Source organism: Kordia sp., assembly GCF_965283645.1.
Classification (GTDB): domain Bacteria; phylum Bacteroidota; class Bacteroidia; order Flavobacteriales; family Flavobacteriaceae; genus Kordia.
The window spans coordinates 2,877,182-2,888,886 of record NZ_CBDIPG010000001.1; the positions used below are offsets into that span (position 1 = coordinate 2,877,182).

Annotated in this window: 9 protein-coding genes; 1 reads left to right on the top strand and 8 read right to left on the bottom strand. The window is 35.4% G+C overall.

Annotated elements, in window-relative coordinates; translation table 11 throughout:
* Positions 1-64: 64 nt before the first annotated feature.
* The gene (locus ACQ654_RS12665; protein WP_430410703.1) at positions 65-1,831 is read right to left on the bottom strand and encodes a 1-deoxy-D-xylulose-5-phosphate synthase; all 1,767 of its coding nucleotides are present in this window, start codon (positions 1,829-1,831) and stop codon (positions 65-67) included.
* Positions 1,832-1,913: 82 nt separating this feature from the next.
* Between ACQ654_RS12665 and ACQ654_RS12670 the strand changes: the two genes are divergently transcribed.
* Positions 1,914-2,369 carry a nucleoside deaminase gene (locus ACQ654_RS12670; RefSeq protein WP_430410704.1) on the top strand — a complete coding sequence of 152 codons (456 nt, stop codon included), beginning with the start codon at positions 1,914-1,916 and terminating at the stop codon, positions 2,367-2,369.
* A gap of 93 nt (positions 2,370-2,462) precedes the next feature.
* Here the strand turns inward: ACQ654_RS12670 and ACQ654_RS12675 are convergent, their stop codons facing one another.
* The 7 genes from ACQ654_RS12675 to ACQ654_RS12705 all read right to left on the bottom strand — a co-directional run bounded on the left by ACQ654_RS12675 (position 2,463) and on the right by ACQ654_RS12705 (position 11,651).
* Positions 2,463-2,657 carry a cold-shock protein gene (locus ACQ654_RS12675; RefSeq protein WP_430410705.1) on the bottom strand — a complete coding sequence of 65 codons (195 nt, stop codon included), beginning with the start codon at positions 2,655-2,657 and terminating at the stop codon, positions 2,463-2,465.
* 82 nt (positions 2,658-2,739) lie between these two features.
* Positions 2,740-2,979, bottom strand: a complete 240-nt coding sequence (locus ACQ654_RS12680; protein ID WP_430410706.1) for a hypothetical protein — start codon at positions 2,977-2,979, stop codon at positions 2,740-2,742.
* Positions 2,980-3,002: 23 nt separating this feature from the next.
* Entirely contained in the window at positions 3,003-4,781 is a 1,779-nt protein-coding gene (locus tag ACQ654_RS12685) for a chloride channel protein (protein ID WP_430410707.1), read from the bottom strand.
* Positions 4,782-4,815: 34 nt separating this feature from the next.
* Positions 4,816-5,763 carry a tetratricopeptide repeat protein gene (locus ACQ654_RS12690; RefSeq protein ID WP_430410708.1) on the bottom strand — a complete coding sequence of 316 codons (948 nt, stop codon included), beginning with the start codon at positions 5,761-5,763 and terminating at the stop codon, positions 4,816-4,818.
* Positions 5,735-6,280, bottom strand: coding sequence for a hypothetical protein (locus ACQ654_RS12695; protein WP_430410709.1), 546 nt, complete (start codon positions 6,278-6,280; stop codon positions 5,735-5,737). Before ACQ654_RS12695 ends, ACQ654_RS12690 begins: the two co-directional genes overlap by 29 nt.
* Positions 6,281-6,840: 560 nt before the next feature.
* Positions 6,841-8,589, bottom strand: a complete 1,749-nt coding sequence (aspS, locus tag ACQ654_RS12700; RefSeq protein ID WP_430410710.1) for an aspartate--tRNA ligase — start codon at positions 8,587-8,589, stop codon at positions 6,841-6,843.
* A 248-nt stretch (positions 8,590-8,837) separates the two neighbouring features.
* Positions 8,838-11,651 carry a T9SS type A sorting domain-containing protein gene (locus ACQ654_RS12705; RefSeq protein ID WP_430410711.1) on the bottom strand — a complete coding sequence of 938 codons (2,814 nt, stop codon included), beginning with the start codon at positions 11,649-11,651 and terminating at the stop codon, positions 8,838-8,840.
* Positions 11,652-11,705 lie beyond the last annotated feature (54 nt).

The following is an 11,705-nucleotide window of genomic DNA, read 5'->3' on the forward strand; positions in this document are numbered from 1 at the left end:
ACGCTTTGCAATTGTTGTGGAGCGTTTTTACTTCTTTTCTCTTTTTAAGAAATTCAATACTAATTTATAATAAAGAAGCCAACAACTCTTTAATTGTATCTTTAGAAATACCACATGTTGCATGCAACTCTTCAACTGTTCCATGTTCTATAAAACGATCTGGAATGCCAAGTACACGTAGCGTATTTGTATAATTATATCGCGAAGCAAATTCAGTAATAGCACTTCCAAAACCGCCTTTTATTGTTCCGTCTTCAACCGTAATTATCGTTTTGAATTTTTTGAAAATATGATGTAATAATATTTCGTCCAACGGTTTTACAAACTGCATATCATACTGTGCTACTTTTTCAGAAAAATCAACTTCTTTCAAAACATCAATAACAGTATTTCCGATAGCTCCTATACTCAAAATAGCAACCTCAGAACCTTCTTGAATGCAAATTCCTTTACCAATTTCAATAGCAGAAAACGGTTGTTTCCAATCGTGTAGAACGCCGCGACCTCTTGGATATCGAATCGCAATTGGATGTTTCAAGCCAAGTTGAGCTGTATACATTATATTTCGTAATGCGACTTCATTTAAAGGTGCAAAAATGATAAGATTTGGAATACAACGTAAATATGCCAAATCGAACACTCCATGATGTGTTGCACCATCTTCTCCAACCAATCCGGCTCTGTCTAAACAAAAAATTACGGGTAAATTCTGCAAAGCTACATCGTGAATTACTTGGTCATATGCACGTTGTAAAAACGTAGAATATACATTGCAAAACGGAATTAAACCTTGTGTTGCCATTCCGGCGGCTAAAGTTACGGCGTGTTGTTCGGCAATTCCAACATCAAAAGCACGATCAGGAATTGCTTCCATCATATACTTTAACGAACTTCCTGTAGGCATGGCTGGTGTAATTCCAACAATGTTTTCATTCTTTTTAGCAAGTTCTACAATTGTATGTCCAAAAACATCTTGAAACTTTGGTGGTAAATGCGAGGTGTTTTTTGGTGTTAATTCGCCAGTAATTTTATCAAACTTTCCTGGCGCATGATACTTTACTTGATCTTCTTCAGCTTTCTGCAATCCTTTTCCTTTGGTAGTAATTACATGTAAAAACTTTGGACCTTTTACGGTTTTCAAACGTTCCAATTCGGCAATAACACTAAAAACATCATGCCCGTCAATTGGTCCAGAATAGTCAAAATTTAACGCTTCAAAAATATTATCTTGCTTCTCTGCACCTTTCTTAACATTTGTTAAATACTGTTTCAACGCGCCAACACTTGGGTCAATTCCGATAGCGTTGTCATTCAGGATAATCAATATATTCGTATCCGTTACGCCAGCATGATTCATGGCTTCAAATGCCATTCCACTTGCAATGGAAGCATCACCGACAACGGCAATATGTTGTTTGGAAAAATTCTTTTGTAACTTGGATGCAATTGCCATTCCTAAAGCCGCAGAAATCGCCGTAGATGAATGTCCAACACCAAATGTATCATAGTCACTTTCGTCACGTTTAGGAAAGCCAGAAATCCCGTTACGTCTTCTATTTGTATGAAAAACGTCTCTGCGCTCTGTTAAAATTTTATGTCCATACGCTTGATGCCCAACATCCCAAACGAGTAAATCATTTGGCGTGTCAAACACGTAATGCAAGGCAATTGTTAATTCAACAACACCCAAACTTGCACCTAAATGTCCTTCTTTCGTAGCAACAATATCAATTATAAATTCACGTAATTCTTTTGCAATTTGTGGCAATTCCTCTTTGGAAATTTTTCGTAAATCTATAGGTGAATTTATATGTGAAAGTAAATTTTTCATGTATGCATTAATGATTACAAAACTACGATTTTTGAAGTTGGTTCGCTAAAAACTTAGTAGTTTTACTGTAGAATCTATTTCTATGAATCTACAAGACATTTACGACGACGCATATTTTATGAAAAAAGCGCTACAAGAAGCTGAAATGGCGTTCGAAAAAGGAGAAGTTCCTGTGGGCGCGGTCATTGTAATTGACAATAGAGTCATTGCGCGCGGACACAACTTAACAGAAACTTTAAACGATGTTACAGCGCATGCAGAAATGCAAGCAATTACAGCGGCGGCAAACTTTTTAGGTGGGAAATATTTAAAAAGATGCACCTTGTATGTTACGTTAGAACCTTGCCAAATGTGTGCAGGCGCGTTGTATTGGAGTCAAATTTCAAATATTGTTTACGGCGCTCGTGATGAAGAACGTGGCTGTATTCACTTAAACACAAAATTACATCCAAAAACTGTTATGAAAGGTGGAATTATGGCGGAACAAGCTTCCAGTTTATTAAAACAATTCTTTAGTCAAAAACGAAATTTGAATTAAGTTTCTCACTTTTTATTTCGAAATGTAAGTGTATAAAAAAACGCGCAATTTTGATTGCGCGCATTGTCGTTTTAGCGTTGGTTGAAAAAACAATTATTCAATAATTTGAACATCTGCAGCAACCACACCTTTTCGTCCATCTGCTTCTTCGTATGAAACGTTGTCGCCTTCGTTTAAAACTAAGCCATTCAAGTTAGAGATGTGGACAAAAATGTCTCTTCCTGTGTCTTCATTGGTAATGAATCCAAAGCCTTTGTCTTCGTTGAAAAATTTAACTGTACCAGTCATTTGTGATAAAAAATAAAATTAATAAGTACCTAAGTTAATATTTTTAAAGCATAATTAACATAAATAAATATTGTTTTTTGTGTTATTTTTTTCGAGCAAAGTCGTTCATTTCCTTCAAATTTTCGTTCGAAAGTATAAAGTCTTCTTTCTTTTTGTCTTTATATCGATAGTAAATAAATAGTGGCATCCAAATAAAAGAAAAGGTCAAAATACACAATCCGATTACTTTTTGATCAAAGTTTTCTTCTTGAAATTTGTAGTAATGTGCAAAAGCTCCAACACCTACTAAAGCTATTAAAAGTATGATAAGAATGTATTTCATGCGATTATTTTTTAGTTGAAAAACTATCGTGTAAAAGTAATTAACTTTCTTCTATATGCGGTTAACATTTTAGATTTTGAGACGAATCCGTAATATTTTCCTTCTTTTAAAACAGGCAAATTCCAAGCACTACTATCTTGAAATTTTTTCATCACAGATTTCATATTGTCTTGTTCATAAATGATGTAATCGGGCGCATTGTGCATGATATCATCCACGTGAAGTGAATTGTACAGAGACGTATCAAACATAAACTCACGAATATCATCTAATACAATTATTCCCACTAAAATATTATCTTCATCCACCACAGGAAACAGGTTTCGTTTCGATTTCGCAACAGCAGTATGCAACATTTCGCCCAACGTCATTTTAGGCTGAATTTTACTAAAATTTTGCTCAATTACGCTATCCAATGCCATTAATGTCAGTACCGTTTCATCTTTATTGTGCGTGAGCAATTCGCCTGTAGAAGAAAGTTCACGTGTGTAAATGGTATAGTTTAATAAATTTTTTGTGATTAAAAACGAAATCGCACAGGTTAACATCAACGGAACAAACAAGTCGTAACCGCCTGTAATTTCTGCAATCAAGAAAATTGCTGTTAGTGGCGCATGCAGAACTCCTGCAATTAACCCTGCCATGCCAACAAGTGTGAAATTTGCTTCCGACACATTAAATCCAAATTGATTGATTACTTTGGCGACAATATTTCCCAAGGCGCTTCCCATCACCATTGTTGGAATAAAAATTCCGCCAGATCCGCCAGCCGCAAACGTTGTTGTCATGGCAATTGCTTTAAAAATGGTGATTCCTATCAATAATAAAATAACAATCCAGATGTTTTCCGTGTAATTGTCCAACGGTGTTTTTCCGAGTGCTTCCATATGATTTCCATCGAGCAAATTGGTAATGAATCCAAAACCTTCTCCATACAATGGTGGAATAAAATACAGCATCACACCAATTGCCAAACCACCAATAATGAGTTTTGAGAGTTTGTTTTTAAATCGATCAAAAAACTTCGTAATGGCAAAGTGCATTTTAGTAAAGTAGATAGACGCAAACGCAGTTCCGATACCTAAGAAAACATACAAAGGAATGTCACTTAATTTAAATTGTTCTGAAAGTGTAAAGTTGAATAAGTTTTCATTCCCAAGAAAAAAATACGAAGTCACAACTGCCGAAACTGACGCTAGTAATAACGGAATTAAGGAAGTTAAGGTTAAGTCTAAACTAAAGACTTCTATGGCGAAAATAATAGCCGCAATGGGCGATTTAAATATAGAAGAAATTGCACCAGCCGCCGCACAACCAATTAGTAACATTCGTGTTTTACTGTTGATGTGAAATAGCTTGCTAATATTAGAACTTATTGCTGAACCAGAAGCAACTGCTGGTCCAAGTAATCCTACCGAACCACCAAAACCAACCGTTAATGGTGCCGTAATTAACGGAACATATATTTTGTAATTTGGAATGATTCCTGTGCGTTTGGATAGCGCGTATAATATGGACGAAATAGCGTGTTCGGGTTGTCTTTTAAAAACAAATTTTACCAATACGTATACCAAAAATAAACCGACAACCGGCAAAACGAAGTAGAGTTGATTTTTAGAAAAGATGATTCCGTTTTCTAATAATGTCTGAATCCAAAATGTAATATTTTTAATTGTAACCGCAACCAATCCTGAGCCTAAACCGACTAATACGCTTAGTATAAAAACGAAATTTTTGTTGGAAATGTGTTTATATCTCCAAATTAAGAAACGTCTGAATAATGATTTTTTCTGCGTTGGCATATGTATTGATTCGTATATCTTTAAAAGTACAAATCTAATGCAACGATTCCAATTTCAGCTTTAGGTTTATATAATCTTGCCAATATAATTGTCGCAATGTTTCCACATATGGACGTTGATTTGAGTATCCATTGTTAAAGTTATCAATGGCTTCGTCAATGATTTTTAACGCTTGTTGTTGTTTTTCATGCTGTTGTTGCACAAGGATTTTTGCTAAACTATTGTTGCTACGTGTCTGATTTTCAAAGGCAATACGACGTTGTAGTGATTGGCATTCATCAAATAAAATCAACGCTTTGTAGTATTTCGCATCCGCAAAATCGGAGTTGTATTTTAATAAGGTATTGAAATCTTTTAGCGCGAGTTCATACTTATGTTTGTCTATCTTGCTTAGATATTCTTTGTCTTTTTCGACTTCATAATGTGCAATTCCACGATATAAGAACGCTTCATGTTCAACCCAATCTTCGCCAGTTTCTTCCGTTTCTTTTTGAATGTGCTTGTCAAAATAGGCGATCGAATTTTTATGATCTTTTAAACCCAAATAGGCTATTCCGCGCCAAAAATCGACACTGTGACCTTGTGGTGCATCAATGAAATTTGGTGTCAACGAATCAGAAGCATTGAAGTCAGCAATTGCTTTTTTGTAATCTCGGTAAAACCATAAATATAAATAGCCGCGCCACGGATATCGATATGCAGGGTTCATTGCAAGTGCTTTGTTGTATTGTGGCAACCATTTGTGTGGCATTCCGCGTTTTAAGTGCGCTACAGAAAGTTCGTATACAGCATCTTCATAGGTAGAATCAATTGTAACGGCTTCTGCAATTCCATTTTGAAAAGGTATTGAACCTTGTGTAAATTGGATCGCTTCTTTGTAGCGTTTTTCCGCGCGTTGTCTTTTACTTTTTGCATCATCTTCACAAGAAAACAGCAAACATAGACAACAAATACTAAGGGATAATTTCAGTAACTTTTCCATTTTCTATTCGGTATGATACGTACATGTAATAATTTCTTGGTGCTTCGTAATATTCAATAATTTCCCAGTTTTCAGGATTAGATGTTAGGGTAAAAAGTGAATCTACCATTGTTTTATTTAGCGTTGTTTCTTTTAAATCTAAATTCATTTGAATAATTTCAAACCAACCTGCATTTCCTTCACAATTTACGAGAAAGCGAAAATTTACATACCCAGCATCTGTAAATGCATTGTTGTTAAAATTTTCATTTATATGATCGCGGAAACGCTTTTTTGAACCTTTATATGCTTTTAAACCTGCGCTACTGTACGTGTTGTAAATTCTGCCTTCGTCGCAAAGTTCATACGCATCATTTAGCAATGCTTTTTTAAAATCTATATACCCTACGTAATGTTTATAAGGTTTGTTTTCTGTATCAAAAGCTGCTGTATAGGTGTAATAGGAATAAGCTAGAAATCCTGCAAAAGCTAAGATTGAAACACCTACAATAGCCATTATTATTTTGAAGATTTTCATTCGTTGGTTTTATCTTATAAATCTAATGAAAATAAAGAAAGTTTACTAGATGTTTTATATGTACGACCTTGATAGTTATATGAACTTCTTTACTAATGGTATGAACTACATTATAGTGTTTAGCTTAAATAAATAGAGTATTTTCGCTGAAAAATAAATTATTTCTTACAAATTTATATAGATTTTTAATATATTTGAATGATTATGAAAAAAATAACCAGATTTATACCGATACTTCTTATTTTGATTCACATTCTATTCTTTAAGAATTTTTATCAAGATACTTTTGAATATAAAATGTATTCATTAGCAGTTATTTTTGTGATAACTACTTTTATACTCGTAAATTCTTTAAAAAAAGAGACACAAAAGAAGCGCAAAATAAAACTTATCGTAGTATCTGTATCGATACTTGTAACTTTACTGATTTCTTTTTTTGGGTTTAATCTCTAACTAGATTCTTACGAGAAGAATTTAATGTCAGTTTAAAAAGATATTCAATAAAAAAACCTGCAAAATGCAGGTTTTTTTATTTATAAATACGAATGTAATTGTAAAAACTACATGTCAAGTTTAATGCTTAATTCTTTTAATTGTTCATTATCAATTGGTGCAGGAGCATCAATCATAACATCACGACCAGAATTGTTTTTTGGGAAGGCAATAAAATCACGAATGGTTTCTTGTCCACCTAAAATAGCAACCAGTCTGTCCAAACCAAAAGCCAATCCACCGTGTGGCGGCGCTCCATATTGGAAAGCGTCCATTAGGAAACCAAACTGTGCTTTTGCTTCTTCTTCTGTAAATCCTAAATGCTTAAACATGATGGCTTGCATTTCTTTATCGTGAATACGAATAGATCCACCACCAATTTCATTTCCATTTAAGACTAAATCGTATGCGTTTGCTTTTACATCACCAGGATGTGTGTCTAACAATTCTAACTGACCTGGTTTTGGTGATGTAAATGGATGGTGCATTGCGTGGTAATGTCCAGTTTCTTCATCCAATTCTAGTAAAGGGAAATCCATCACCCATAACGGAGCAAATTCTTCTGAGTTACGCAAGTCCAAACGTGTTGCCATTTCCATACGTAAAGCACTTAGTTGTGCACGTACTTTGTTGGTGTTTCCTGATAATACACAGATTAAATCACCAGGTTTTGCACCAGTAATTGCTGCCCATTTTGCTAAATCTTCTTGATCGTAGAATTTGTCTACTGACGATTTGAAACTTCCGTCTTCATTGCATTTTACATATACCATTCCTAACGCACCAACTTGTGGACGTCGTACCCAATCAATCAGTTTGTCAATTTCTTTACGAGTATAACTTGCGCCTCCAGGCACTGCAATTCCGACAACCAATTCGGCAGAATTGAATACGTTAAATTCTTTGTGTTGTGCTACTTCATTTAGCTCACCGAATTCCATACCAAAACGAATGTCTGGTTTGTCGTTTCCGTACGTTTTCATTGCGTGATCGTACGTCATTCTTGGGAATTTTTCAATTTCAATTCCTTTAATTTCTTTTAGTAAGTGACGCGTTAATCCTTCAAATACATTTAAAATATCTTCTTGTTCTACAAACGCCATTTCGCAGTCAATTTGCGTAAATTCTGGCTGTCTGTCGGCACGTAAATCTTCATCACGGAAGCATTTTACAATCTGAAAATATTTGTCCATTCCACCAACCATCAATAATTGTTTGAAGGTTTGTGGCGATTGTGGTAAGGCGTAAAATTGACCTTCATTCATACGAGAAGGCACTACAAAATCACGTGCGCCTTCTGGCGTAGATTTGATTAAGTATGGTGTTTCAACTTCTATAAATTCTTGCTCTGACAAGTATTTACGAACTTCCATTGTTACTTTATGACGAAATATTAAGCTGTCTTTTACAGGGTTTCGACGAATGTCTAAGTAGCGATATTTCATTCGGATATCTTCTCCTCCGTCCGTTTCATCTTCAATTGTGAAAGGTGGTAATAACGAAGCATTTAACAATGTCAATTCGGTTACTAAAATCTCAATATCTCCCGTAGGCATGTTTGGATTTTTAGAAACACGCTCAATTACGTCTCCTTTTACTTGGATCACAAATTCTCTACCAAGCGTTTTCGCTTTTTCAAAAACTTCTTTTGGAGTGCGTTCTTCATCAAAGATTAATTGTGTGATTCCGTAACGATCGCGAAGATCGACCCAAATCATAAATCCTTTGTCTCTAGACTTTTGCACCCAACCTGATAAGGTAACTTCTTGTGTAATGTGTGATGTTCTTAATTCACCACAACTATGTGATCTGTACATGTATATGCGTTTTTAAAAGCGCAAATTTAATGGTTTTTGGCGGATGAATGGTGTAGGAATTGAAATATTTTGAGAGAAGAATTTGAATTTGAACCTGAAATAGGTTTGGTTTAAAAAAGAACTTATGTGGAAAGTGTTGTACAACATTCTCTCGCTAATCTATATATGTTACATTATGCGTAGCACTTCCGATTGCGCATTCATTATTTCTTCTGGCAGGCGAAAGCATTTTGAAATATATTTTCAAATTATTGAATCACTATTTTTTGTGTTTGAATGTTCCTATTCTGTTGAATTTTTAAGATGTAAACTCCTGAAGATAATTGAGATAGATTTAAGTTTGTTAGTGCGTTTTTTGTGAGATTCAGCGTTTTACTGTAAACGTTTTGACCTGATAGTGAATATACTTGAATGATAGTTTTTCCGTTTTCATTCGCGCTAAGCGTTATGTTTCCATCCGAAATAGTAGGATATATTTTGAAGTTGTTAATTGGTTTAATTTCCGCAGTATTTAGAGTTCCAGATAAGAATGCACCTGTAAATTGACCTCTTCCATAGGTTGATGCTAATACCGTATTGTCCGAAGTTCGTAAGTCTAAATCTAAGACAGAAACTGCGCGCATTCCATTGTCTGATTGTGTCCACGTTGGAGAATTGGTGTCAAAATTTTGCGATCGCCACACACCTAAGTCTGTTCCAATGATTGCTTCTGATCCAGCCGTTAGTATCGGATTCATCAGAATAGATTTTACAGGTATGTCAGGAAGATTTCCTTCTTTGTTTTCCCAAGAAACACCATTGTTTTCAGAAAACCACACATTATTCACGCCATAGTTATGGAACGTAACAAGTAGTTCGTTTTCAATTAAACCAAATTCAATATCAGAGATGCTTCCCACAAAATTACCATCACTTATGTTTGTAAATGTTGGTGTTTGCGTATGTGCGTTTTCAATTTTTAACAATCTACCATTTTTTAATCCAGCGTATAATGTTTGTCCGTCTGCCGAAATTTTTAATGCTGTTGGCGGATTGTTTAGTAATGGATCTGTAAGTTGAAAAGTGGTTACGTTCCCGTTTCCTCCATTTACATTGGAATATTGTCCAATTTGGTAGGTTCCAGTAGACGTTGAAGCATTTGTATATAGAATGTCTAATGTTTTGTCTAATGCCGCAGCATTTAGGAATTCGCCTTCGCGAAAGCTAAACGGATTTGATTCGAACGCAATGAAATATCCAACATTCACATCAAACGAAGGATACGGAACATGTGCATGATTTTGAAATGGAAATGAAATGATCGCGTATCCGTCAACCTCATCAATTTCTATGTAACCGCCATCACCTGAAATGATTGCAGCAAAACTGTTGATTCCTACATTTGCATCAATTGCTGCCAAGCTTCCATTGTCTTGCGTTCCGCCAGCGATATCATCACCATCTAAAATATCATTTTGTGCAATAGCACCTGTGTAAAATTGTGTTACGTTGTAATTTTTTACTCGTTTTTGAATTGCCGTTGCATCGTTTACTGCTGTAGAAATGTTATCGCTGAAGTACACGCCACCATCGTTTCCAATGACTGCTTCGTTGTTATTGTTTGGTCTAAAAACAATTGCATGTTGATCAGGATGTACTAGCGAAGCCGTAATGTTTTGCAAACCGCTATCGTTTTTCCACTTTGAGATTTGATCCCAATTGCTGTTTGTTGTGTTGTATTTGAATAAATCAATTCCGCCAACATATAGATTATCGTTTTCATCGGCTTCTACAACTAAGTCATAAAATGCTTGATTTCGGGTGAAATCTGTAGCAGGAATTCCACTATCCGCATCGTTTGGCTCTACAATTGCATTTACAGTATCAAAATTGTCATTTGTGAAGAATATATCTGCTTGACTGTTGATTTCTGCCAATATCCAGAACGTTCCTGGTGTTGTTGATGAAGGTTCTATTTCTGTACGTTTTGCTCCTGAAACTGCATATTTTTGTTGAAACGTGATTCCGTCAGATGATGTATATATTTGTCCACCAAAGTTGTTAAAGAAATCTCCTGTAGTTGTTAACCAAATATCATTGTTAAGATCAATTTCGATGTCGTTTGGGTTTCTGTATAATCCGCTTGTGTACTGAATTGGAAAGCGTGACCAATTGGTTCCGCCATCGTCTGATTTGTATAATCCACGTTGGTTGTATCCTAATATATTGAACGGAGAAGCCGCATTTCTGTATACGGCGCTTGCTACTGAAGCATATAGTTCAGTAGTTCCGTTGTTGTTTCGTGCTACTAAATCATTGATATAAAATATACCATCAACATAGTAGGAAGCTCCATCAACTGATGAAGTTCCGTAGTTTCCGCCAAATAGTTGTTGCCATGTAGTTCCGCCATCTGTAGATTTGTAAATTCCATTTCCAACAGCATCACCTGACACGTACGATTCGCCAGAACCTAGATATAATGTATTCGTATTATTTGGATCTGCAATAATTACCGAAACAGAGATATTATCTGGTAAACCCGTAACCAATTGCCAAGATGAGTTTGCGTCTGTGATATCGTTATTTACCCATAATCCTCCTGAGACACTTCCTGCAAAAACACGTGTGTAATCATCTGATGGGTTTGCATTGTTTGTATCATTAGGATCAAATAGGATGGCACGTGTGCGTCCTCCAATGTTATTTGGTCCTCTTTCTTCCCAAGCGTTATCAAAAGTGTCTCCTGGAGAACGTTCTTGTGCGTTTTGGGTAGCTAATTGTTGTTGCACACGAACTAAGACTTCTGGAGTTGGTCTTCCTAAACTGGGATTCATAGTGAGTTCCCATTGTTGTTCAAAATACGCGTTTGGTGGCAATCCTTGTAATTTTCGCTCTTGGCGAGATGTGTTTTTAGAAGCTTGAAACGGACTATTTTCTAAGTGATAGGCATGCGTTTCTTGTATGTTTTTTTCAGGAACTTTTTCTTTCGTTTCTTTTTTGGACTTACTACTTAGCATATATCCAACGATGGCTAAAAATAGTAGTATATAAAATATCCTTCTCTTTTTTTTTCTGTCCATATGTATAGATCGATTTTCCAAGAGAAGGATATTTTGTGTTTGTGAATGAGTTTA

Excerpts from the sequence above, each read along its gene's own strand:
- ACQ654_RS12665 (WP_430410703.1), bottom strand. The coding sequence starts at position 1,831 with ATGAAAAATTTACTTTCACATATAAATTCACCTATAGATTTACGAAAA.
- ACQ654_RS12695 (WP_430410709.1), bottom strand. The coding sequence starts at position 6,280 with ATGAAAATCTTCAAAATAATAATGGCTATTGTAGGTGTTTCAATCTTA.
- ACQ654_RS12690 (WP_430410708.1), bottom strand. The coding sequence starts at position 5,763 with ATGGAAAAGTTACTGAAATTATCCCTTAGTATTTGTTGTCTATGTTTG.
- ACQ654_RS12675 (WP_430410705.1), bottom strand. The coding sequence starts at position 2,657 with ATGACTGGTACAGTTAAATTTTTCAACGAAGACAAAGGCTTTGGATTC.
- ACQ654_RS12705 (WP_430410711.1), bottom strand. The coding sequence starts at position 11,651 with ATGGACAGAAAAAAAAAGAGAAGGATATTTTATATACTACTATTTTTA.
- ACQ654_RS12680 (WP_430410706.1), bottom strand. The coding sequence starts at position 2,979 with ATGAAATACATTCTTATCATACTTTTAATAGCTTTAGTAGGTGTTGGA.
- aspS (WP_430410710.1), bottom strand. The coding sequence starts at position 8,589 with ATGTACAGATCACATAGTTGTGGTGAATTAAGAACATCACACATTACA.
- ACQ654_RS12670 (WP_430410704.1), top strand. The coding sequence starts at position 1,914 with ATGAATCTACAAGACATTTACGACGACGCATATTTTATGAAAAAAGCG.
- ACQ654_RS12685 (WP_430410707.1), bottom strand. The coding sequence starts at position 4,781 with ATGCCAACGCAGAAAAAATCATTATTCAGACGTTTCTTAATTTGGAGA.